The sequence below is a fragment of the Faecalispora anaeroviscerum genome (genome assembly GCF_947568225.1).
Taxonomy (GTDB): Bacteria; Bacillota; Clostridia; order Oscillospirales; family Acutalibacteraceae; genus Faecalispora; species Faecalispora anaeroviscerum.
Genome location: NZ_CANOOQ010000001.1, coordinates 1,591,021 through 1,612,975, shown reverse-complemented (window position 1 = coordinate 1,612,975; position 21,955 = coordinate 1,591,021). Strand labels below are relative to the sequence as shown.

Genomic DNA, 21,955 nt, shown 5'->3' with positions numbered 1-21,955 from the left:
TGGGTGGCCAGTGAAAAGGGGAAGATGACATGGACGGTGAACTGCATCCGTGGCTGGATGAATATTTGCTCGCAAAGCTCGGCGTTACAAGGGATTATAAAGAGGAATGGGGCTGGCTGCGTTACCAGGTAGGCGGACGGCTCTTCGCGGCCAGAATGAACCCGGGCCAGGAGCATGCTCCGATGTATGCGGGTAAAAGCCTGCTGAACCTGAAGTGTGACCCGATGCTTGCGGAGCTGCTGCGCCGGGAGCACGCCGAAATTATGCCCGGCTTTTATTCTGATAAGCGCTGCTGGAATTCGGTCGATCTGGGCGGCGGATTGCCGCAGGAGCTGCTGCGGCAGATGTGCGATGATTCCTACCGACTGGTATTCGATAAACTGACCAAAAAGCTGCAAAGAGAAATCATGGGGGAGAAAGCAAAGTGACTCGAGTTCTGATCGACGCGGACGGCTGTCCGGTGGTGGATGAAGCGGTAGCTCTCTGCGGGTCTTTCGGCGTGGAGTGCCTGATTCTGTGCGATACGTCCCATCATTTTGAGAAAGCAGGAGCGCGCACGCTGGTAGTTTCGAAAGGCGCGGACAGTGTGGATTTTGCTCTGGTGAACCTGCTCAAACCCGGTGATATTGTCGTCACGCAGGATTACGGCCTTGCGGCGATGTGTATGGCGCGCGGCGCACGGATTCTGAATCAGGACGGCATGGAATACACAGTACAGAATATCGACGCGCTTTTGCTCGCGCGCCATACCGCAAAAAAAATCAGGAATGCCGGCGGTAGGCTGAAAGGGCCGCGAAAGCGTCTGCCGGAACAAAATCGTGCGTTTCAGGAAAAGCTGGAGCTTTTGCTGAGGGCGCAATGACCATATATTATGCTGGAACGGCAGATTCACCCGCGCCATGAGGTCAATCACGGGGTGATTTTGGGTGTCTCATTTGAAGCAACTGCCAACGCAGTCTGCCTGATGCTTTCAGAGCGATTGGATGCAACGCTGACTTATATGAGCGGTATGCCGTGCATGCAGGGGAGGGATAAATCTTGACAAAGCAGGAAATGGTTTTATACTGCCTGACCTATCCCGGTGCTTACGAGGATTACCCGTTCGACGACAAATGGACGGTGCTGCGTCACAGAGAAAACCGAAAATCCTTCGCGTTTCTCTATGAGCGCGGAGGACATCTGTGCGTCAATCTCAAATGCGAGCCGATGTGCGCGGACTTTCTGCGTTCGGCCTTTGCCGGTGTTTTGCCGGCTTACCACATGAATAAAATGCATTGGAATACCGTGCTGCTGGACAGCGAAATACCAAAGCCGGAGCTGCAGGAAATGGTGCGCCAAAGCTATGAGCTAACAAAGCCCAAACGACGAAAGAAGAGGTAAGTGCGGATGGAGTACCGCGAGCATGATGATTACCCGATTTACAGGCACGGAATTTTACCGGCAGATAAGAAGGCGATCAGCCAACCTTCGTGGGTGCTGGAAACACCGCGTCTCGGTTTTCGCCATCTGAGAGTGGAAGACCTCACGGCCCTGCGTCCCATCCTCGGTGATGTGCAAACCATGTACGCATGGGAGTACGGCTTTACCGATGAGCAGATCGCCGAATGGATTGCGCGCGCGAACCGGCGTTATCAAACCTGCGGGTATTCCCACCATGCTGCCATTCAGAAAGAGAGCGGCGAGCTGGTCGGCCTGATGGGAGTCCTTCCGGAGGAAATCGACGGAAAAACCTGTTTCGGGCTCGGTTATATTGTTGCCCGGCGATTTTGGGGTCAGGGTTATGCCGCAGAGGGCGCGGCCGCCTGGCTGCGGTACGCGTTCGAACAGCTGGGCGCACAGCAGGTGATCGCCGACATCCGCCCGCAAAACACCGCCTCGCGCAGAGTGGCCGAGCGGCTGGGAATGACAGTGATCGGTGAGCATACGAAGCATCATAACGGCAAAGAAATGCCGCATCTGATTTATGCAAAAAACAGAAAGGAAGGATAGGTATGCAGGTGTATTATTTTACCCGTTCCGGGAGGAGCAAGGGGATTGCCGAACAGCTGGCCAGCCGATTTCAGGCGCAGGCGGAGCGGATTGAGGACGGTGTGGACTGGTCCGGAGCCGGGGGATATATGAAGGCCGGTTTTCTGTCCGCGTCGGGCAAATCCCTGCCGGCCACTTACCACAGCCCGGAGACAGAGGGAACGATTGCGCTTGTGTTCCCGGTTTGGGCCGGTACTTTTCCGCCGGCAGTGCGCACCTTTGTTGATCAGGTAGGCCGTGCGCGCATTGTGTGTATTCCCACCTCTCTGGGCAGTAAGCTCAAGGATCGGGACGGTTTTGCAAAGGTGATCGATCTAGTGGGAAAAACAATCTCCGCTCCGGAGGAGCTGTGATGGAGTATGTTTGCACGCTGATTTCTGTGCGGGATATGGAACGATCCAAACGGTTTTATTGTGATCTTCTGGGGATGACGGTTACTGCCGATTTCAGCGCGAACGTTACGTTATCCGGTCAAATTGCCTTGCAGACCAACGAAAGCTGGCAAGAGTTTCTTGGGGTTTCGGAAAAGCAGATTCATTTTACAAATCATGCCGCAGAGCTTTATTTTGAAGAAGCAGACCTGGATTCCTTTTTGCAAAAGCTCGCCGTGTGGCCGGGCATCGAGTATGTTCACCCGCTGAAGGAGCATCGATGGGGCCAGCGTGTGGTTCGCTTTTATGACCCCGACGGGCATATTGTGGAGGTTGGTGAGAAACTTCCGCAGGTAGTTCTTCGTTTTATTAAATCCGGTCTGTCACGGGAAGAAACCGCATGCCGGATGGATGTGCCGCTCGCATATGTTGAGTCCTGCGTCCGGGAGCTAACCCCTGTTTAGCCCGGGTTTGTAGGTTCCGGAAAAAGGAAAGGGAGAGAACGATGGAAGAAACCTTAAAACCCGGGCGTTACCGTCACTTTAAGGGCAATGAATACGAGCTGCTGTATGTTGCGCGCCATTCCGAAACGCTTGAGGAAATGGTTGTTTACCGCGCATTATATGGGGAGGGCGGTATTTGGGTGCGCCCGGCCTGTATGTGGAGTGAAACGGTCGAACGGAACGGCGTGAGCGTTGCACGGTTTTCCTATCTTGGGGAGTAGCCCGTTTTACGGATTGTTTCCCGGAAGAGGGGCTTTTAGCCCCTTGGGTACTGTTTGGCTGTGCCCGTATATTAGTTATGTAAAAAGCCCCTGCTTAGCAGGGGCTTTTTGGGCAAGTAATATTAGCTTTTCAAACAAAATTGCGAAATCTATTGATTCCTGTTTCTTTTGGGGTGAATCAGGCCGCTTGTTTCCAGAAAGTCCAAAAAAGCATTGCATCCCTCCAGAATATCTTCATAGGTAACGTCAAAGTTCCCGGTGTACCAAGGGTCTGCAATGTCACGCGGGTGAGCAGAAAAATCCAAGAGCCGCCGAATTTTCTGCGGGTCGTCCGTACCCAAAATGCGGGCCATATTCTGAAGGTTATGCCTGTCCATTCCCAACAGGTAATCATAGGTCGGGTAATCACGCCGTGTCAGCTGCACGGCATGCTTGCCCGCGCAGGAGATGCCGTGTTCCGCGAGCTTTGTTACAGTGCCGCGGTGAACCGGGTTCCCAATCTCCTCTGTGCTGGTGGCGGCGGACGCGATCAGAAGCTCGTCCTCACAGCCGCGCTCCGCGGCGAGACGCTTCAGTAAAAATTCCGCCATGGGTGAGCGGCAGATGTTCCCGTGGCAGACAAATAAAACTCGTACCATATTTACTCTCCTGTTGTGTTTCAGAAATATCACGAGGCTGGCGCTTTTATGCTCTCAGCCGCCCAAAGCAACGCTTCGGCGTGTAGTGTGAGGTTATTATAGCATGGTTTAAAGCACTCAAGCAACCTGAATCAACCCCTCTCGCGTACTTGCCCGGAACAGTTGCTCTTGCCGCAATTGGCTGGTATACTGAGAATAACATAGGATGGATTCCGCCGGGCACAGCCGGCAAAAAACAGGAGGAATTTCATGAGACCAAGCAGAAGAATGTCACAGGAAGAGGCCGAGCAGCTGCTATGCGAGGGAACCTACGGGGTGTTGTCCGTCGCTTCGCCTCAGGGGAAGCCATACGGTGTGCCGCTGAACTATTATTACCAGCCCGAAGAGCAGGCGATCTTTTTCCATTGCTTTGTAAAGGGACGAAAAATTGATGCCCTGAAAGAAAACGATCGGGTGGCTTTTGTAGTGATTGGCAGGGAAACAATCATGCCGGAGCGCTTTGTCACCCATTACGACAGCGTGATGGTCGAGGGCCGCGCGGAGTTCATCACCGACCCCGAGGAGAAAACAAAACGTCTGTTGCAGCTTTGCGATACTCTGGCGCCCGGCGTTTTGGAGCGCAGGGATGAAGTGATCCGCCGGCAGCTGCCGGCCGTGAGCATCGTGAAAATTCATGTGGAAACGATCAGCGGAAAGCGCAACCGCGACGACTGATCTTCGCCTAAATCAAAAGCAGCCGCGCCCGAGCATTGCTCCGGGTGCGGCTGCTTTATTATAATGTCTTTTCCGATTAAAAAAGGCTGGTCAGGGAGTCCTCTGTAGTGCTGGAACCAGAAAACAGGCTCTCCAGTTGATTCCCAGAGGAAAGCGAGGAAGAGGAATCGGAAAATAAGCTAGACAACGGGTTCTGTGATTCCTCCGAATCAGAAAACAAAGCCCGCAATGCCTGAAACTGGTATAGCTTCATCAACAGGTAGCTTTCCGAGGTGGAAACACCCGAAGAGGAGGTGCTGCCCGTTGTGCTGCCGGTTAAAGCGGAAAGAAGCTCCTGTGAGGAATCTGTACCGGTACTCTCGGCGGTTCCCGCTGTCAGCTGCGACCCGGACAGGCCCAGTACCTTTTCCACATAATTCTGCGTTTCGGCATAGGGGGGAACCCCGCCGTATTTTTTCACGCTGCCGGACCCCGCATTATAGGCAGCTACCGCAAGGGTGGTGTCGCCATTAAACTCACGCAGGAGCTGGCTTAAATAGTTGGCGCCGCCCATAATGTTCTGCTCCGCGTCAAACGGATCAGAAACGCCAAGGCTGCGAGCCGTGCTTGGCATCAGCTGCATGACACCCTGCGCTCCGGCGGAGGAAACCACATTCGGGTTAAAGTCCGATTCCGCTTTTGCCACCGCTTTGAGCAGGTTGACCGGTACCCCATAGGCTTCTGAGGCCTTTTCAAACGTGGCGTCAAGGTCTGTGCTTTTCTGCACAGAGCTGAAAATATCCGAAAACGAAGTGCCTGACGTCGTTTTCGCCGAAAAGCTTTGACTTCCATTACTGCCTGTGATACCGGTAATGCCGGTTGAGGGGAATTCCAGAGTGTTCAAAGCACCGCTTCCTTTTTTCGACAAATTGTTCTGCTTTAAGGCTAATACATGCTGCCCGGTTTGTCAATGCTTTTTTGCGTTTTTCAAAGTGGCAGGCGGCTTTACAGCCCGGATTTTTGGAACATCTTTTCAAAGAGAGTGTTGGCCTTGTGAAGCGGCTTTTTCAGCGCGGCCAAAGGCAGGAATACTGCAATAAAGCCGATCAGCGCCCAAATGTTTGTAAACACGCTGTCCCACGTCGGCCCGGCGATCGCTTCGCGCAAGCCGTTGATTCCGTAGGTGAACGGCCAGAGCGGGTGTAGAATGCCGAACACGCGCGGGTTGGTCTGGATGGGATAGATCCCCCCGGCACCTGCGATCTGAAAGACCATCATAATCACAACGATGGCCTTGCCCACGTTTCCGAACAGCGAAACCAGCGTAAAGATAATCACCACAAACGTAATGGAACAAAGCACGCTGAACAGCATCATCAGCCAGAAGTTTTCCGGCGCGACTCCCAAAACAAAAACATCTCCCAGTGTGATGATGGTGGACTGGATCAGTGACAGAAATAAAAACAGGTTCATCTTACCAAAGTGCTTTTGCTTCAGGTTCAGGTGATAGCCTTCCGGGTCTTTGCAGTGAACAGTCAGGAACGCGCATAGCAGCAGCGCACCTACCCAGATGGCCAGAACGGTGTAAAACGGAGTCAGACCGGTGCCAAAGGTACCGCCCTTGTAGATTTCTACCTGTTCCACTTCAAGAGGAGAAGAAATGAAATCTGCGATGGTATCCGGGTGATTTTCAATCAGATCCTCCAGTGTTTCCAGGTCTTCAGTTGAGATGGTGTCCAGCCGGGTCAAGATATGCCCCAAATCAGTTTGCAGGGTGTCGAGCACGTCGGTCATCTGTACGCCCTGCTGAACCGTCAGCTCACTGGAGGCCTTTGTAAAAGCGGCGAGCGCGTCCAGTTGCGGCACGATCGACATCGTTGAGCCAATCAGGCTGCTGGTGTCGTACAGCGACTGCACGATGCCGTCGCCAAGGCTGCTGAGCAGCGGGGCTCCCTGCGTGGCATAGGTGGAAGAAAGGTTCTGTGACAGCTGAGCCTGCTCGTCGCTCAGCTTTGAGAGCGTGCTGAGCATCTCGTCCATCGATTCCTTCGGCGTGCTGTTCTGCGCGTCAACCATTTGCCCCAGCAGCTCCTTTTCGGTCTTTACAAGGCGGTCTGCGTACCGCAGGGAGTTGACCAGAAGCGTCAGCGCGTTTATATCATAGGCTTTGTTTAATTCGGCCAGATCGTCCGCGTCGGTATCGAGAAGTACATCTAAAGAGGTGCAGAAAACCATGGTCTGCTGTGCAATACCCTTTGTGTTTTCATCGAGCGTGTTCCCGTTGATGCTGCGCAGTGCGGAAATCAGCTGCTGATTTTGCCGGTTCAGCTCCTGCACGCGGTTTAGGTCAGCGCTCAGGTTGGATGCAATTGACTGAACGGTATGTTGGGTTTTTTCCGCGAGGGAGCCCCCGGCCGACGCGATCTGCTGCAGGCCGGTGATCTGATCGGCGATGGTGGGGGAAAGCGCAGCGGCTTCATCCAGATACTTCTGAAAGCTTTTGGAATGATTGCCGGCTTCGTCGATCTGCGTCTTGGCGCGGGTAATATCCTGATCGGCCTGCTGCAGAGAGGTTTTCAGCTCCTTCAGGCGCGAGGGACTCATCTGCGTTTCCTTGGAGCTGTCGTTGATCATCGCCATCGCTTTTTCATTGACGGTTTTCACGAAGCTGCTTTCAATGCTGTCGATCAGGCGATCCTTTGCCACATTCGTGATTTTAGAGGCGATCGCGTTCAGCTTTTCGTTTACCCGGTAGGTCAGCACCGGTTTTTGCGGCGTTGAGGTGGTCAGGCTGGCCAGACGTTCCGAAAAATTGCGCGGAATTTCGATCATGGCGTAATATTTACCCTGGCTCAGACCATAATTTCCCTGCCAGTCGCTGACAAATTGCCACCCGATCGATTGGTTTTCCTTCAGCTCATCCACAATGGAGTTGCCCACGTTGATAATTTCTCCGTTGATCACAGCGCCTTCGTCGTTGTTTACGATCGCCACAGGTAAATTGCCGGTATTGGAGTATGGGTCCCAGCAGGCGTAAATGTTGACCCACGCGTACAGCGACGGCAGGATGCACAGGCCGACGACAACGGCCAGCGTTGCCTTGTTGTGGCGGATGGTTCTCAAATCCTGTAAAAAAATCAAAAACACAGGGCGAATTCGTTCGTGTGCAATCGAATGAAGTCTGGATTTTATTTTTGCGGGGAAGCCCCCAAGAATACGGATTCGTTTCATGCTGTTCCCCCTTTTATTCGCCCAGGCCGGAGCTTTCAAATGTTTCCTCAAAATGATGCACGGGTTCTGCCATCCGCTGAACGACAAAATATCCGGCAATTAAAAAGACTACGGCAAACAGGCCAAGCACGGCAAAATCCAGAAGCACCTGACTTGTCAGAGGGCCTGCAATTGCCTCGCGGAACCCGCTGACCGTGTAGGCAAACGGGAACAGTGGCTGCAAAACACTGAAAATTGGCGGGTCTACCTGAATGGGGTAGGTTCCTCCGCTGCCGGGAATCTGGAAAATCATATAGACGATAGCCAGCGCTTTGCCTGCGTTCCCAAGGGTGGAATACAGTGTATAAGTAATAATACAGAATACCAGCGATGAGAACACGGCGAAAAGGACGAACAGCATGCCGTCCACCACATAAATTTTTAACAGGAAAATATCGCCCAACGAGATCACGGTGCCCTGAATCAGTGCCATGGAGCAGAACGTCATCATCTTGCCGTAGTGCTTTTCGCGCAGCGTCAGATGCTCCATTCCGTCAAGCTCACGAGGACGCGAACGCAGAATCGAGTTTAAAATCAGGCAGCCCACCCACAGCGCAAGCGCGGTATAAATCGGAGCCATGCTCGAGCCGTAGTTTGGAACGGCATTAATGTATTCCACATTCTGTTCAAACGGCTCGGCGATAAAATCGCCCATAAATTCCGGGTTGCTTTGCAAAATTGAAATGATTTGTACAACGTCGTTATTGTCGACCAGCTCAAGCTTCCCGCCGAGCGTTTGAATCGTACCCTTGAATTCCTTCAGCTTGCTGCTGAGCGAGCCGGTCAGGTCAGAAGTCAGCTTGGTGCCGGACTGCGCCGTTTTCAGCATGGTGCCGATTTCAGAGCCCAGCTTTTGGGCAGACTGCGCCAATGTGGCGGCATTGTCGGCTGAGGTAACAAGGCGCTGGCCGATGGTGCTTACATCCCCTCGGATGCTCTGGTTGTATTCCTTCAGAATGTTGGTCAGCTGGCTTTCCATTTGATACAGGTCGTCGTTTACCGTGTTGGCCTTTCCGGCGGTCAGCTGAGCCACGGCATCGGATTGTTTATGAATGGTTGAGAGCTTGGTGCGCATGCTGTCTAACTCGACCCCGATGGAATCGAGTGAGCGAATCATTTTAGTCAGCTGCGCTTTTTTATCGGACTGATTATCCTGCACCTTTTGCAGAAACTCGACTGTCTTGTCGATCTTCGGGATCGCGTCGTCAATCATATTGATTCCGGTTGCTGCGGCCTGATCGGCCGAAGCAATTGCCGCAGCGGTATCTTGCCGGGTGGCCTGAATTTCTTTTAAGCTGGTGATCAGATTGTCACCGACGCCGGAATCACGCAGTCCTTTCAGCGCATTGATCATCGTCTCCAATTGGGTGGAGTTTAGGGATTTGTTTAAGGATTCCAAAGTAGGAATCAGCGTGTCGAGCGCTTCGTCCATTTCCTGAACCTGTTTTTCTAGTTGGGGGATCGTTTTATCAAGGGTATTGTAAAAGGCCTCTGAATCCGCGGACAGCTCCTTTAGGTTTTTCCGCAGCTGTACCAGTTGGGCACGCAGATTCACCAGCGAAGCACGCAGAGAAGTAAGCTGCTTTTCAGCGTTTTCAGCATCCTCGCCCCAGTCGATCGTACGGTATTTTTTGAGATAGGAAGCGGTTGCGTCCACGGAGCTGGACATCGCCGACAGAGTCGCGTCCAGATCAGAAAAGGCCGTGTCCATTTTTGCGGTGCTGCCTTCTTTCGCGGCGCTGTTCAAATCCGTCAGCAGCGCATGCGTGCGTTGGCTGGAGGTTTGAACATACGAAAGGTTGGTATCCAGATAGGTCAGCGAATTGCTCAGGCGCTTTTGGGCGTCGCGCGAAAGCGTCTGCTGGCTGGCGGCGGTTTTTCCGGCGGTTTCCAGCCCGCTTTCTACCAGTGGCCACGCGGTGTTGACGCTGCTCAGAAACTGATTCAGGTTAATCGAGTTCGTGTGCAGGCCATCCAGAGAAGAGGAGATGACATCCATATTCTGGTTCAGGTTCACAATGGCGTCTTTCATCTTAATGACGCTTTGCAGGTTTTCGTCGGCATCCTCACCCACGGGGTTAAGCATGGAAAAAATCGACTGATTCACCGTGGACACAAAGTTGGATTTAATCTCCTGCACCAGTGTATTTTTGGCGCTTTCCGTAATTTTTTCCGCCACAGGGTTTACTTTGGTATCTACCTTATAAATGATTTTTGGTTTGATCGGTGTATCGGAAAGCAGGGTGGTAAAGTGTTCGGAGAAATCCTCCGGCAGCTCGATCGCGGCAAAATAGGTACCATCGGCCAGGCCAAGGTCTGCTTGCCGCTGACTGACGAATTTCCAGTCGATCTTTTTGTTGTTTTTCAGCTGATCTACAACACCTTTGCCAATGTTGACCTCTTTCCCCCTAAAGTCCACGGTCTGATCGTTGTTGACGACAGCCACCGGGATATTGCCCGTATTTTCATATACATCCCAGCAGGCCTTGATGTTGACCCAGGCGTAGAGGGCGGGGAGAACACAAATGCCGATGGTGATGATTATGGCAACAGGATTATGCAGGATCCTGCGCCAGTCATTGATAAAAACCTTTCGTATGGTCTGAAACTTCATGAAGACTCCTCTCTCTGGCCGGATGGCCGCGAACGGTTTTCCGGTGTTACTCCGGGGTCGCATGGTTAATTATAGTACACCTTTCCGGTGTTTTGTCAATGGAGAAGAAAATCTCTTCCTGTCTTCCCAGGATCAAACAATGTAGCGGCTTCCTGGAGAATTATATTTTTGGTAGAAAAAAACAAGACAGATGTAGATAAAACGGGTATACTGACAGCAGAGGGGCGGCGCAAAGCCGCAAAAGAAGTGATGGAACAACCATCATTCGGTAAAGGAGAAACAGAGTGCTGAAAATTGGATGTCATCTGTCTGCCGCAAAGGGATTCCTGGCTATGGGAAAGGATGCGGTTTCTATTGGAGCGAACACCTTTCAGTTTTTTACACGCAACCCCCGGGGCAGCAAAGCAAAAGAAATCAACCCCGCAGATGCCGCCGCGCTGCGGGAGCTTGCGCAGCACGAGGGAATCAGCCATATTCTAGCCCACGCGCCCTATACACTGAATGCCTGTTCCGCAGACCCAAAGGTACGGGAATTTGCTTCTCTTATGATGCAGGATGATCTGCGGCGCATGGAATATCTGCCCGGCAGCAGCTACAACTTTCACCCCGGCAGCCATACCGGGCAGGGGGAGGACGTTGGAATTTCGCAGATTGCGCAGCTGCTCAACGCGATCTTGCGAACAGAGCAGACAACAACGGTACTGCTCGAGACTATGGCCGGGAAGGGAACCGAGATCGGCGCGAATTTTTCGCAGCTGCGCCGGATACTGGATCGCGTTTCTCTGACGGAGAAAATGGGTGTTTGTATGGATACCTGCCATGTGTACGATGCCGGGTATGATCTGGTGAACGACCTCGATGGTGTGCTGACCCAATTTGATAAGGAGATCGGCCTTTCACGGCTGCGGGCCGTACACCTGAACGACAGCATGAATCCCTTTTGCAGCCATAAGGACCGCCACCAGAAAATTGGACAGGGTAGTCTGGGACTTTTTGCAATGGAGCGGATCATCAATCATCCGGCCCTGCGAGATCTGCCCTTTTACCTGGAAACGCCGAATGAATTGCCGGGCTACGCGCAGGAGATCAGTCTACTGAAAAGCCTTTACCGAGAAGTAATGTAAATAGCAGGTAATTGTTTTACAACATTTTGAACCGCTGACCGGGAAATTTTACTCTGCGGTTGAGTTGAAAATATGGTGTGGCAGAAGGAAAGCGACACTCAATAGAGGTATTTCCTTTTTTGTCTATTTCCGTGTTAAATCCGTAAGGTACAACTAAGAATTGGATGTGTTTCGCTTGTTTTCTTTGTCCTGACGTAAAATGCAGAAATTGTTATTTCGTGTCGTTTTTGCTTATGATGAAGTTTGATTAGCGGAATAGTGTATGGTATAATAAAACAATAATACTGGAAGTATTTTGTCAATAAACAGGTTAATTTTTATTAATGAATGAATTATTTTAAACAATCATGCGGTGCAATACGAAAAAACAGGATGCGTATGGAAAATCAGAAGTCAATGGGGGGTTATCATGACGCAGGAAGAAATTAAGAAAATGGACCGCAGAATTCAGCAGGTAAAGGACCCTTTTGGAACCGGATTTCCCAGCTTTTATCGTCTGTTAGATGATATGGCTCAGAAAAAAGGAGAATCCCGGGAAGAAATATTGAGACAGCTGATCGTTTGGAAATCGAAATACCGCATGTGATTTTTCTTGTTCATTCATCATCAGTTTTATTACGAACCTCTTCATTTTGAAGACGATAGTCCGATAAATCAAATATATAGACTGTTGCTTTTGAAAACGTTTCCAGAAACGAGTGATGGATTTGGACATAGAAAATGAGGCGGAATCATGAAGTTGAATGTGAATCAAATGCTGCTTTCTTTTTCCTTTACATTGGATTTTGTGGAAAGAGATTTATTGAAAGATGTTACCAATCACACCAGACATGTAGCGTATATCTGCGCACGAATTGCAAAATTGAGGAACCTTCCTGAGCAAGATTTTTTTGATTTGATTTCTTATGCGCTTTTGCATGATAACGGGATTGCGCGTTCTCTGCTCGACAGGGCCCCTGTGGATATGGCAGGGCTCGAGCGCAACATCAGGCACTGCGAGCTAGGGGAAGAGAATGTTTCGTACTTCCCGTTTAACCACCCGATTCCCGGTGTGATTTTATACCATCACGAGTGCTATGACGGAAGCGGCTTTTTCGGAAAGCGCGGGGAAGAAATTCCGTTTTATTCCCGCCTGATCGCTCTGGCGAATCGCGTAGCGGTGGAATATGCGCAGGGGAACGCTCCGTCTAATATTATGGACGTGTTGCGCAAGGACGCGCATCTTTTTGACCCCGAGCTGCTGCAGCTATTTTATCGTGTTTCACAGCACGGAGAGTTTTGGCTGAATATGCAGCCTATGTTTATCGAGCCTGTTCTGGAGCGCCTGCTCCCGCAGCAAACACGGGAGTTCAGCTATCGGAATATCCGCCGTATTTCGCGGCTGTACAGCAACATCATCGATGCCAAATCACCGTTTACGGGTGGTCATTCCCGTGGCATCAGCAAAAAAGTCGGCATTCTGTGCCGCTACTACGGTCGCAACGAAGAAGAGTATTGGAAAATGCGGATTGCGGCAGATTTGCATGATCTGGGGAAGATCATGGTGCCGAACGAAATTCTGGATAAGCCGGGCAGTCTGACCCGGGAAGAAATCGACGTAATTCAGTCGCACACCTACTATACCCGCAAGGCGTTGGAGATGGTGCAGGGCTTTGAGGATATTACCGAATGGGCGGCCAACCACCATGAAAAGCTGAACGGAAAGGGTTACCCCTACGGCCTTACTGCCGAGCAGCTGGATTTCAACTCCCGTTTGATGACCTGCGTGGATATTTACCAGGCACTGACGGAGGATCGCCCTTACCGCATGGCGCTTACTCATGCGGACGCCGTCGGTATTCTCGACACCATGTCCAGGCAGAATTTGATTGATGCGTCGATTGTCAATGACATCGACATGGTTCTGGGTACCGTTTTTTACGAAGAGGATTTGAAAATACAAAAGGCACACTGATCCGCGCCTCGCTCCCTGCGCGGGCAAGGAAGCGAAAGTTTTTAAGACATGAACAATTGATAATAATAATTATTGTTATTTAGTATAAGAACTCTGTGAGAATTCCGGCATTTTTTTCCTTTTTGCAGGCTTGTTTTACTACTGAGCCATGGTATAATAATAACTAGAAAGACGATTACCGTTTTTGAATGCCGAAGCAATGGTGAACTTCTTTTCGGCAGACAGGTGCTTACGGTCAGCCGTAAAAAAGCAGAGCCGGCAGGCGGAAGAAACCAAACGCCAAAGGAGTGATATTTGTGTTAAATGAAAAGGTTGTAAAGCTGCTCAATACGCAAATTAATAAAGAGTTCTTCTCCGCTTATCTGTATTTGGATATTTCCAATTACTATAAGGACGAAGGACTGGATGGCTTCTCCAACTGGTATCAGATTCAGGCGCAGGAGGAACGAGACCACGCGATGCTGTTCCTGCAATATATGCAGAACAATAACGAGAAAATTGTGCTGGAGGCCATTGCAAAACCCGACACAAAGTTCAGTGATTTGATCGGCCCCGCAAAGGCGGCGCTGGCTCATGAGCAGTATGTAACGAAGTCGATCCATGCGATCTATGAGGAAGCATACGAGGGAAAGGATTTTCGCACCATGCAGTTCCTCGACTGGTTCGTAAAGGAACAGGGCGAAGAGGAAATGAACGCGGAAAATATCATTAAGAAGATTGAATTGTTCGGTTCCGATTCCAAGAGCTTGTACCTGCTGGATCAGGAACTGGCGGCTAGAGTATACGCGGCGCCAAGCTTGGTTCTGTAAGCTGGCTATGTTCGGCCGGGTGAATCGGGTGTACTGGCGGAGTAAGTGACACAGGGCTGCTTGCTTCCAGGTGCGCAGGGGCTTTCACCGCCGGCGCGGGAACAACCGCAAAAAGGGTTTGCCCAACAGGACAAACCCTTTTTTCTTTCGTCGGCTGTAAAGAGAATTAGGTGCCGAATGTGTTCTCCTCCAGGCGAAGGAGAGGATTTCCCGCTTCGAGGTTCTTATAGTCGGCCATTTGCTTGCAGGTATTCTGCGTATTGATGCAGCTGAGCTGCTGTTTTTACGTGCTCGTTATACCGGTGCAGTTCCATTTGATCTGGCACGGGTAGCGACATGAAATATTGTCTGGTACTGCTGCTTCGACGAATCAGATCCTGAAGATTTTGTGCTTTCACCAAGTATCACCCTGTTTTACTATGTGTGGTTTGGCTCTGCTTTATGGCAGGAAATTTCCGCCAGAAAACAGGAAACAAACTGTGTTTTCAGAAATGGAATAGAATGGGAGTTGTTATGGATTCTGTTGTATGGCTGGCGTTCGGGTTGGCGTTCCCGTTTGCAATGACGACTTTGGGTGCGGCGCTTGTATTTTTCTTTCGCGGAGCCATTCATGAAAATGTACAGAGGGTGCTGCTGGGCTTTGCCGGCGGCGTAATGATCGCCGCTTCCGTCTGGTCGCTTTTGATGCCGGCCATTGAGCAAGCGGAGGAGCGCGGGCAGGTGGGCTGGATTCCCGCGGCAGGTGGATTTGTCTTGGGAGGATTGTTCCTTCTGGCTCTGGACAATGTGCTGCCGCATCTGCATTTGGGCGAAAGTCAGCCCGAAGGTGTTTCCTCCTCGTGGAAGAGAACGACGCTTTTGTTTTTAGCTGTTACCCTACATAATATTCCGGAGGGCATGGCCGTGGGGCTTTCTTTTGCGCTTGCGCTGCAAAGCGGGGAGCAGGGCCCGCTGACGGCGGCCGTGGTGCTGGCGATTGGTATGGGCATTCAGAATTTCCCCGAGGGCGCGGCGATTTCGCTGCCGCTGCGCAACGAAGGCCTCAGTGTGGGGAAAGCGTTTCTGGGCGGTACGCTGTCGGGCGCGGTGGAGCCGGTGTTTGCGGTTCTTACTATTCTGCTGGCAAGCCATGTGCTTTCCATGATGCCTTGGCTGCTGGCGTTTGCCGCCGGCGCGATGATTTATGTGGTGGTCGAAGAGCTGATTCCGGAGGCCAGCCGCGGGGAGCATTCCAATATGGGAACACTCGGCGTGATGGGCGGGTTTGTCCTCATGATGATTCTGGATGTTGCTTTGGGATGAAGCGTTTTAGAGCTATCCGGCTTTCGTAATATCTGCTTTCTTTTTCTGCCTGTAAAGTGAAAAAACGGCCATTTTTAGCCAAAATTCTGGTTGGTCTGTTTGATTATAATTCGCTTGACAAAATAAAAACATATGATATATTTATGGAAGTAGATGGATAGTAGAGCGTTCTGAATGGGATGTCTTTGTTCTGTATTGTTGTTTTACCGGCGCATTAAGGATGCCGTCAATAAATATAAAGGAGCGGTTTTATGGCTTATCAAATTAAAGATGTAAAAGGCAGGGAAATTCTGGATTCCCGCGCGAACCCCACGGTAGAAGCGGAGATTCTTCTGGAAAATGGTGTAACAGCTCGCGCAGCTGTACCCAGCGGTGCATCTACCGGTCAATTTGAGGCGTTGGAGCTGAGAGATAAAGACCCGGCCCGCTTTGGTGGAAAGGGCGTTCAGAAGGCTGTTGCGAACATTAACACCGTCATTCGCGATCGTCTGATTGGCATGGATGCTGCCGACGTTGCCGCAATCGATGCCGCTATGTTGGAGCTGGACGGAACAAAGGATAAATCGAACCTCGGCGCGAATGCGATTCTTGCTGTTTCTCTTGCGGCTGCACAGGCTGCGGCGAAAGCTCAGGGCGTACCGCTGTACCGCTTTTTGGGCGGCGCCGCTGCTGATACATTGCCGGTTCCTATGATGAACATCCTTAACGGCGGCGCACATGCTGCGAATAACGTTGATGTTCAGGAATTCATGATCATGCCCGTGGGCGCCCCCAGTTTCCGTGAGGGCCTGCGCATGTGCACAGAGGTATTCCACGCTCTGGCTGCCATCCTCAAGAAAGAGGGTCTTTCCACCGCTGTTGGCGACGAGGGCGGCTATGCTCCGAACCTGAAGAGCGACGAAGAGGCGGTTCAGTACCTGCTGCGCGCCATCGAAGCGGCCGGTTATAAGCCCTATGATGATTTCATGTTGGCGATCGACGCTGCTTCCAGCGAGTGGAAGAGCGATAAAGGAACCTATCTGCTGCCGAAGAGCCAGAAGCATTACACCACCGATGAGCTGATTGCTTTCTGGGAGAATCTGGTTTCGAAGTACCCCATCGGCTCCATTGAGGATGCGCTCGATGAGGAAGACTGGGATGGCTGGAAGAAGCTGACCGCTCGCCTGGGCGACAAGGTTCAGCTGGTAGGCGACGATCTGTTTGTAACAAACACTGAGCGCCTGCAGAAGGGCATTGAGAATAGCTGCGGTAACTCTATCCTCATTAAGCTCAACCAGATCGGTTCTTTGACCGAAACCCTGAACGCCATTAAGATGGCGCACAGCGCGGGTTATACCGCTGTTGTTTCTCACCGTTCCGGTGAAACGGAGGATACCACCATTGCCGATTTGGCGGTTGCGATGAACGCTGGCCAGATCAAAACCGGTGCCCCCAGCCGCAGTGAGCGCGTAGCGAAGTACAACCAGCTGCTTCGAATCGAAGAGAATCTGGGAAAATCTGCCCGCTACCCCGGCAAAGCCTGCTACGACTGCAAATAAAAAAATGCTGCTTCCGCTGACCTGGTGAAGCTTCTATGGTGGCGGAAAAGGTGCCAAATGGCATCTTTTCCGCCGCTTTTTTATGCTTATTCTTCGGCTTACAGTGCCTTTTTCTCCAGCAACAAAGAGATTGATGCTGAATAATTATTCATCGGTTTGTAGCTGCTTTGTCCCGTTTTCCTGCTGGGATTTTTTCTGCCGCACGCTCCAAGAACGTGCGGAAATTGGCGAAAAATCCTGCCGGAGTAACGCTTTTGGCGGTTATGGTGCCGTGGTGTGGAAAAAGATAAGGTCCGCCGCAAAAGTGTCATGCTCAGCCGGGGGTTGTGAGTACGTGCCTTCCGCCCGCGCTCTGTGCCTTTTGAAAGGAGGCGGTGCCGACTGTTCTGACTTGCATTTTCTCAATGAAATTCCTGCATAATAATCAGAAAATCATCCCCGTATCTGGCATATTGTGCAGAATTTTCCTAGAACCTGTTCATTCTGTCTCTCATATTGGAAGGTTTTGTCAAGTAGAGGAATTCACTCCGCCCCGTGAGAAAGTCGGGAAATGAACTCGCTTCCCGGGGAAATTTGTGCATTACCATAAATTCAAAGAAGTCTGAGGAAAATGATTGACAACCAACGTATAAATAGTTACAATATATACGATATTATTCATAAATTCTGTGACAGCAAGGAGGTTCTGACAAAGAGCGGCCTTGCTGTTTTTATTTTTAAGGAGGTAGAGGTGTTTGAGCAGGTATACCAAAGCGGATATTCTGGAGCTGATTCAGCAGAATAATGTCCGCTTTATCCGTTTGCAGTTTACCGATATGTTCGGCGCGATCAAAAATGTGGTCATCACCAGCGGGAAGATTGAAAAAGCCCTGGATAATCAGTGCATGTTTGATGGTTCCTCTATCGAGGGATTTGTTCGCATCGAGGAGTCCGACATGTATCTCCACCCGGATCTGGATACCTTCCTGATTCTGCCCTGGAGCCGGCAGATCGGCGGTAAGACCGCCAGGCTGATCTGTGACGTTTACAAGCCGGACGAAACACCGTTTGAGGGAGACCCACGCTATATTCTGAAAAAAGCGCTGAAAGCTGCCGCTGATATGGGCTTTACCCTGAACGTGGGGTTTGAGTGTGAGTTCTTCCTGTTCAATACAGATGAATTCGGCCATCCTACCACCGTAACCCACGATACTGCCGGGTATTTTGATCTTGGCCCCGCGGATCTGGGCGAGAGCGCCCGCCGCGACATCTGCATGACCATGGAGGAGATGGGGTGTGAGGTGGAAGCTTCTCACCACGAGCTCGCTACGGCGCAGCATGAGATTGATTTTAAATATCAGGAGGCGCTCTGCTCTGCCGACGAGATGATGACCTTCAAGATGGTTGTTAAAAATGTGGCGAATGCCCACGGCCTTTGCGCGTCTTTTATGCCAAAGCCCCTTTCCGGGCAGGCTGGTTCGGGTCTGCATACGAATATTTCGCTGTTCAAGGACGGGGAAAACGTGTTTTACGACCCGGGAAGCGAAACCGGGCTGAGCCCGCTTGCATATCATTTTATAGCAGGTGTGATCCGCCATATCAAAGGAATCTGCCCGCTCACCAATCCGTTGGTGAACTCCTATAAACGTCTTGTTACGGGCTACGAGGCGCCCCGTTACATCGCCTGGACCACGGGTAACCGTAGCGCGCTGGTGCGCGTGCCAAGCGCACGGGGCATCGGCACCCGCGTGGAGCTGAGAAACCCCGATCTGGCGGCAAACCCCTACCTGCAAATGGCAGTGCTTCTCGCCGCAGGGCTTGAGGGAATCCGCGAGGAGCTGGAACCGCCCGCGCCGGTTGGTTCCAATATTTATGATATGACGCCCGACGAGCGGCAGGAAAAAGAAATTGACAGCCTTCCCGCCAATCTGATGGAAGCTGTTCAGGAAATGAAACGGGATTCGTTTTTGCGCGAGGTTCTGGGCAATCATGTGTATCAAAAATACATTGTTGCGAAGGAGCAGGAATGGAACCGCTTTAACAGCACAGTAACCCAATGGGAGCTGGAGGAATATCTAGAAAAATTCTGAGAGCCGCAAGGGTTTTGATTCTCCGACGGGGGTGTGACCATGAATGGGCAGTGTGATCGTTGCAAATGCAAATAAGGATTCTGCCCGACGAATCGGCGCAGTGCTGAAAACCGGGGGTGTGCTGGTGTACGGCATTTGTACCACCGGCGCTCAGCTGCTGGAAATGACCAGCTACCACTATCGCGGCGGGGTTGTGGTGTGTACTCTGGACCTGCAGGACGTTACGGCGTGGGAGCTTCCCCAGATGGCGCCAAACTACGATTTTCTGTTTATCGTAAAGCCTCATCAGGCAGAAATGGCCGCAGACCTGGACTCTGCCTGCCTGATGTCGCCGCTGGGTAAGCCAGATCTGACCGCGTCGGTCAACATGCTCCTCAATCTGGCGGAGCCGGGGGTTCCCGCCCGTAGAAATTTTGAGGAAGATCCGAAGGAGCTTCATCAGCGCGCCAAACAGCTGTTAATGGAGCGCAATTATTTTACCGAGGCACAGGCACACCGCTTTTTGCAAAAAAAAAGCATGGATACCGGCAAGCGACTGATCGAGGTGGCGGCCATCGTGCTGGAATTGTTTTAGCGCAAACCCCATGCTTAGCTCAGCGTTTCAGATAGATGGGATGTTTTTAGAAGGAGGAGTGAAGATTGAAATTTACGAAGATGCAAGGCATCGGAAATGACTATTTATATTTCAATTGTTTTGAAGAGCCTGTAACAGACCCGGCCGCGCTGTCGATCCGGCTTAGCGACAGGCATTTTGGGGTGGGTTCAGACGGGATCATCCTGATCGGCCCAAGCGATAAAGCGGATTGCTCGATGGATATTTACAACGCGGACGGCTCCCGCGCCATGATGTGCGGCAACGGCATCCGCTGTGTAGGCAAGTACGCCTACGAGCGGGGCATCGCGAGGAAAAAGACCCTTACGGTAGACACCCAGAGCGGCGTAAAAACGCTGTTTTTGACAGTGGACGAAAACGACCATGTCACCAGCGTTACGGTTAATATGGGCAAGCCAGAGCTTTCCGCGCCGAAAATCCCCACACTGTTTGAAACCGAGCAGGTGATCGATCACCCGGTGGAAATCGCCGGTAAGGAGTATCGCGTTACCTGCGTTTCGATGGGCAATCCTCACTGTGTTGTTTTTGTGGAGGATGTGGATGCGATTGCGCTGGAATCCATCGGCCCGTCGTTTGAATTTCACCACATGTTCCCGCAGCGCGTTAACACAGAGTTCGTGCAGATGATTGGTGAGAATGAGGTGAAAATGCGCGTGTGGGAGCGCGGCTCCGGTGAAACCTGGGCCTGCGGCACCGGCGCGTGCGCTGTGGCGGTTTCCTGCGCGCTGGGCGGCAAAACTGGCCGGCAGGTACTTGTACATCTAAAGGGCGGCGACCTGAACATCCGTTGGGAGGAAGAAACCGACGAGGTTTTTATGCAGGGTCCCGCAGAATTTGTATTTGACGGGCAGATCGATTGAGACTGCCCAGAATGAAGATAAAAACAAAGGAGATTGTACTATGCTGAAGGTCAATTCGAATTTTGTCAAGCTTCCCCCCAGTTACCTCTTTGTAGACATTGCAAAGAGAGTGAATGAATTTGTGAAAAACAATCCCGATCGTCCGATTATCCGCCTTGGAATCGGAGACGTAACGCTTCCGCTGCCGCAGGCAGTGGTAGAGGCCATGAAGAAGGCCTCCGATGAGATGGGGAAGATGGAGTCCTTCCGCGGCTACGGCCCGGAATGCGGCTATGAATTCCTTCGTCAGGCAATTTCTGACAATGACTTTAAAAAGCACGGCGTTCAGATCGACATCGACGAGATTTTCGTCAGCGACGGCGCGAAGTGCGATACCGGCAATATTGGCGATATTTTCGGCCAGGACAACGTTGTGGCTGTGTGCGACCCGGTTTACCCCGTGTATGTGGATACCAATGTGATGGCCGGGCGTGCCGGTGAGTTCGTGGAGGGCAAGGGCTGGAGCCGTATTGTATATATGCCCTGCGTAAAGGAAAAGAATTTCTTGCCCGACCTGCCGAAGGAGCCGGTGGATTTGATCTACCTTTGCTTCCCGAATAACCCCTCCGGCGTGGGTATCAGCAAGGAAGAGCTGAAAAAATGGGTGGATTACGCCAACGAAAACAAGTCGCTCATCCTTTTTGACGCCGCTTATGAGGCGTTTATCACCACTCCCGATATGCCGCACAGCATTTACGAGATTGAGGGTGCCAAGACCTGCGCGATCGAATTCCGTAGCTTCTCCAAGACAGCCGGCTTTACCGGTACCCGCTGCGCCTTTACCGTTGTGCCGAAGCAGCTCGAATTTGACGGCGCTTCTCTCAACCGTCTGTGGAGCCGCCGCCAGTCAACGAAAATGAACGGCGTTCCCTATGTGATTCAGCGCGCGGCAGAGGCTGTGTATTCGGAAGAGGGCGCAAAGCAGATTCGCGAGAATATCGCTTATTACCAGAACAACGCGAAGATCATTCGCGAAGGCCTTGCCGCTGCCGGATTTGAGGTATACGGCGGGGTGGATTCCCCGTACATTTGGCTCAAAACGCCGGGCGGCCTCACCTCATGGGAATTCTTCGACCTGCTGCTGCAAAAAACAGGCGTGGTTGGCACTCCTGGTTCCGGCTTCGGTCTGAACGGAGAGGGATATTTCCGCCTGACCTCCTTTAACACGAAAGAGAATACGGAAAAGGCCGTGGCAAGAATCATTGAGTCCTTTAAGGCCTAACCTTCCAATTGACGAAACAGCGGCCCTGCCGCCGGATCGGCCCAATCTTTTGACTGCCGGGCAGCCATGGAAAAGGCTCCGGCAGCA

At 51.6% G+C, this 21,955-nt stretch carries 24 protein-coding genes; 20 read left to right on the top strand and 4 right to left on the bottom strand.

The features are described 5' to 3' along the window. The first annotated feature begins 29 nt into the window (after positions 1-29). Genes QOS46_RS08060 through QOS46_RS08025 form a run of 8 tightly spaced genes read left to right on the top strand, consistent with a single transcriptional unit; the run spans position 30 to position 3,123 of the window. A complete protein-coding gene (locus QOS46_RS08060) occupies positions 30-428 on the top strand; it encodes an MmcQ/YjbR family DNA-binding protein (RefSeq protein WP_283608776.1) in 399 nt (132 codons plus the stop codon). Continuing rightward, positions 425-862 (top strand): YaiI/YqxD family protein, encoded by a 438-nt coding sequence (locus tag QOS46_RS08055; protein WP_283608775.1) that lies wholly within the window; start codon positions 425-427, stop codon positions 860-862. The genes QOS46_RS08060 and QOS46_RS08055 overlap by 4 nt, the downstream gene beginning before the upstream one ends. A 9-nt stretch (positions 863-871) precedes the next feature. Continuing rightward, complete coding sequence (locus QOS46_RS08050) at positions 872-1,042, top strand: hypothetical protein (RefSeq protein ID WP_283608774.1); 171 nt, start codon at positions 872-874, stop codon at positions 1,040-1,042. Then, on the top strand, positions 1,039-1,380 hold the full coding sequence (locus QOS46_RS08045) for an MmcQ/YjbR family DNA-binding protein (protein ID WP_333782972.1): 342 nt from the start codon (positions 1,039-1,041) through the stop codon (positions 1,378-1,380). Before QOS46_RS08050 ends, QOS46_RS08045 begins: the two co-directional genes overlap by 4 nt. Before the next feature lie 6 nt (positions 1,381-1,386). Beyond that, positions 1,387-1,989: a GNAT family N-acetyltransferase gene (locus QOS46_RS08040; protein ID WP_283608773.1), complete on the top strand. Its 603-nt coding sequence runs from the start codon at positions 1,387-1,389 to the stop codon at positions 1,987-1,989. Positions 1,990-1,991: 2 nt separating this feature from the next. Next, entirely contained in the window at positions 1,992-2,381 is a 390-nt protein-coding gene (locus tag QOS46_RS08035; protein ID WP_283608772.1) for a flavodoxin family protein, read from the top strand. Then, complete coding sequence (locus QOS46_RS08030; RefSeq protein ID WP_283608771.1) at positions 2,381-2,863, top strand: VOC family protein; 483 nt, start codon at positions 2,381-2,383, stop codon at positions 2,861-2,863. Before QOS46_RS08035 ends, QOS46_RS08030 begins: the two co-directional genes overlap by 1 nt. 41 nt (positions 2,864-2,904) lie before the next feature. Further along, complete coding sequence (locus QOS46_RS08025; RefSeq protein WP_283608770.1) at positions 2,905-3,123, top strand: DUF1653 domain-containing protein; 219 nt, start codon at positions 2,905-2,907, stop codon at positions 3,121-3,123. Positions 3,124-3,272: 149 nt separating this feature from the next. Here the strand turns inward: QOS46_RS08025 and QOS46_RS08020 are convergent, their stop codons facing one another. Further along, complete coding sequence (locus tag QOS46_RS08020; RefSeq protein ID WP_283608769.1) at positions 3,273-3,761, bottom strand: low molecular weight protein-tyrosine-phosphatase; 489 nt, start codon at positions 3,759-3,761, stop codon at positions 3,273-3,275. Between the two features lie 249 nt (positions 3,762-4,010). Here QOS46_RS08020 and QOS46_RS08015 point away from each other — a divergent pair, with 249 nt between their 5' ends. Beyond that, complete coding sequence (locus tag QOS46_RS08015) at positions 4,011-4,475, top strand: pyridoxamine 5'-phosphate oxidase family protein (protein ID WP_283608768.1); 465 nt, start codon at positions 4,011-4,013, stop codon at positions 4,473-4,475. A 76-nt stretch (positions 4,476-4,551) separates the two neighbouring features. On the opposite strand, the gene QOS46_RS08010 is transcribed toward QOS46_RS08015, so the two are convergent. From QOS46_RS08010 to QOS46_RS08000, 3 genes are all read right to left on the bottom strand, one after another. Further along, the gene (locus tag QOS46_RS08010) at positions 4,552-5,358 is read right to left on the bottom strand and encodes a lytic transglycosylase domain-containing protein (protein WP_283608767.1); all 807 of its coding nucleotides are present in this window, start codon (positions 5,356-5,358) and stop codon (positions 4,552-4,554) included. A 101-nt stretch (positions 5,359-5,459) separates the two neighbouring features. Beyond that, positions 5,460-7,685, bottom strand: a complete 2,226-nt coding sequence (locus tag QOS46_RS08005) for a YhgE/Pip domain-containing protein (RefSeq protein ID WP_283608766.1) — start codon at positions 7,683-7,685, stop codon at positions 5,460-5,462. A gap of 13 nt (positions 7,686-7,698) precedes the next feature. After that, positions 7,699-10,338 (bottom strand): YhgE/Pip domain-containing protein, encoded by a 2,640-nt coding sequence (locus tag QOS46_RS08000; RefSeq protein WP_283608765.1) that lies wholly within the window; start codon positions 10,336-10,338, stop codon positions 7,699-7,701. Between the two features lie 168 nt (positions 10,339-10,506). On the opposite strand from QOS46_RS08000, the gene QOS46_RS07995 reads away from it, so the two are divergent. The 11 genes from QOS46_RS07995 (at position 10,507) to QOS46_RS07945 (ending at position 21,868) form a co-directional block, all read left to right on the top strand. Next, positions 10,507-10,629, top strand: a complete 123-nt coding sequence (locus QOS46_RS07995) for a hypothetical protein (protein WP_283608764.1) — start codon at positions 10,507-10,509, stop codon at positions 10,627-10,629. After that, positions 10,623-11,462, top strand: coding sequence for a deoxyribonuclease IV (locus tag QOS46_RS07990; RefSeq protein WP_283608763.1), 840 nt, complete (start codon positions 10,623-10,625; stop codon positions 11,460-11,462). Before QOS46_RS07995 ends, QOS46_RS07990 begins: the two co-directional genes overlap by 7 nt. Positions 11,463-11,871: 409 nt before the next feature. Beyond that, complete coding sequence (locus QOS46_RS07985) at positions 11,872-12,048, top strand: hypothetical protein (RefSeq protein WP_283608762.1); 177 nt, start codon at positions 11,872-11,874, stop codon at positions 12,046-12,048. A 147-nt stretch (positions 12,049-12,195) separates the two neighbouring features. Continuing rightward, the gene (locus tag QOS46_RS07980; RefSeq protein WP_283608761.1) at positions 12,196-13,416 is read left to right on the top strand and encodes an HD-GYP domain-containing protein; all 1,221 of its coding nucleotides are present in this window, start codon (positions 12,196-12,198) and stop codon (positions 13,414-13,416) included. Between the two features lie 296 nt (positions 13,417-13,712). Next, positions 13,713-14,225, top strand: a complete 513-nt coding sequence (locus QOS46_RS07975; protein ID WP_283608760.1) for a ferritin — start codon at positions 13,713-13,715, stop codon at positions 14,223-14,225. A gap of 513 nt (positions 14,226-14,738) precedes the next feature. Further along, positions 14,739-15,527, top strand: a complete 789-nt coding sequence (locus tag QOS46_RS07970; RefSeq protein ID WP_283608759.1) for a ZIP family metal transporter — start codon at positions 14,739-14,741, stop codon at positions 15,525-15,527. A gap of 251 nt (positions 15,528-15,778) precedes the next feature. Next, positions 15,779-17,065 (top strand): phosphopyruvate hydratase, encoded by a 1,287-nt coding sequence (gene eno, locus QOS46_RS07965; protein WP_283608758.1) that lies wholly within the window; start codon positions 15,779-15,781, stop codon positions 17,063-17,065. 734 nt (positions 17,066-17,799) lie between these two features. Then, entirely contained in the window at positions 17,800-19,134 is a 1,335-nt protein-coding gene (gene glnA / locus QOS46_RS07960; RefSeq protein ID WP_283608757.1) for a type I glutamate--ammonia ligase, read from the top strand. Positions 19,135-19,177: 43 nt separating this feature from the next. Further along, positions 19,178-19,708, top strand: coding sequence for an ANTAR domain-containing response regulator (locus tag QOS46_RS07955; protein ID WP_283608756.1), 531 nt, complete (start codon positions 19,178-19,180; stop codon positions 19,706-19,708). 65 nt (positions 19,709-19,773) lie between these two features. Beyond that, the gene (gene dapF / locus QOS46_RS07950) at positions 19,774-20,607 is read left to right on the top strand and encodes a diaminopimelate epimerase (RefSeq protein ID WP_283608755.1); all 834 of its coding nucleotides are present in this window, start codon (positions 19,774-19,776) and stop codon (positions 20,605-20,607) included. 40 nt (positions 20,608-20,647) lie between these two features. Then, on the top strand, positions 20,648-21,868 hold the full coding sequence (locus tag QOS46_RS07945; protein ID WP_283608754.1) for an LL-diaminopimelate aminotransferase: 1,221 nt from the start codon (positions 20,648-20,650) through the stop codon (positions 21,866-21,868). Positions 21,869-21,955: the final 87 nt, after the last annotated feature.

What these genes read in the sequence shown, in the direction of transcription:
- QOS46_RS08060 (WP_283608776.1), top strand. Translation starts at nt 30, where the DNA reads ATGGACGGTGAACTGCATCCGTGGCTGGATGAATATTTGCTCGCAAAG.
- QOS46_RS08050 (WP_283608774.1), top strand. Translation starts at nt 872, where the DNA reads ATGCTGGAACGGCAGATTCACCCGCGCCATGAGGTCAATCACGGGGTG.
- QOS46_RS08040 (WP_283608773.1), top strand. Translation starts at nt 1,387, where the DNA reads ATGGAGTACCGCGAGCATGATGATTACCCGATTTACAGGCACGGAATT.
- QOS46_RS08035 (WP_283608772.1), top strand. Translation starts at nt 1,992, where the DNA reads ATGCAGGTGTATTATTTTACCCGTTCCGGGAGGAGCAAGGGGATTGCC.
- QOS46_RS08030 (WP_283608771.1), top strand. Translation starts at nt 2,381, where the DNA reads ATGGAGTATGTTTGCACGCTGATTTCTGTGCGGGATATGGAACGATCC.
- QOS46_RS08025 (WP_283608770.1), top strand. Translation starts at nt 2,905, where the DNA reads ATGGAAGAAACCTTAAAACCCGGGCGTTACCGTCACTTTAAGGGCAAT.
- QOS46_RS08020 (WP_283608769.1), bottom strand. Translation starts at nt 3,761, where the DNA reads ATGGTACGAGTTTTATTTGTCTGCCACGGGAACATCTGCCGCTCACCC.
- QOS46_RS08015 (WP_283608768.1), top strand. Translation starts at nt 4,011, where the DNA reads ATGAGACCAAGCAGAAGAATGTCACAGGAAGAGGCCGAGCAGCTGCTA.
- QOS46_RS08005 (WP_283608766.1), bottom strand. Translation starts at nt 7,685, where the DNA reads ATGAAACGAATCCGTATTCTTGGGGGCTTCCCCGCAAAAATAAAATCC.
- QOS46_RS08000 (WP_283608765.1), bottom strand. Translation starts at nt 10,338, where the DNA reads ATGAAGTTTCAGACCATACGAAAGGTTTTTATCAATGACTGGCGCAGG.
- QOS46_RS07985 (WP_283608762.1), top strand. Translation starts at nt 11,872, where the DNA reads ATGACGCAGGAAGAAATTAAGAAAATGGACCGCAGAATTCAGCAGGTA.
- QOS46_RS07980 (WP_283608761.1), top strand. Translation starts at nt 12,196, where the DNA reads ATGAAGTTGAATGTGAATCAAATGCTGCTTTCTTTTTCCTTTACATTG.
- QOS46_RS07970 (WP_283608759.1), top strand. Translation starts at nt 14,739, where the DNA reads ATGGATTCTGTTGTATGGCTGGCGTTCGGGTTGGCGTTCCCGTTTGCA.
- eno (WP_283608758.1), top strand. Translation starts at nt 15,779, where the DNA reads ATGGCTTATCAAATTAAAGATGTAAAAGGCAGGGAAATTCTGGATTCC.
- QOS46_RS07955 (WP_283608756.1), top strand. Translation starts at nt 19,178, where the DNA reads ATGGGCAGTGTGATCGTTGCAAATGCAAATAAGGATTCTGCCCGACGA.
- QOS46_RS07945 (WP_283608754.1), top strand. Translation starts at nt 20,648, where the DNA reads ATGCTGAAGGTCAATTCGAATTTTGTCAAGCTTCCCCCCAGTTACCTC.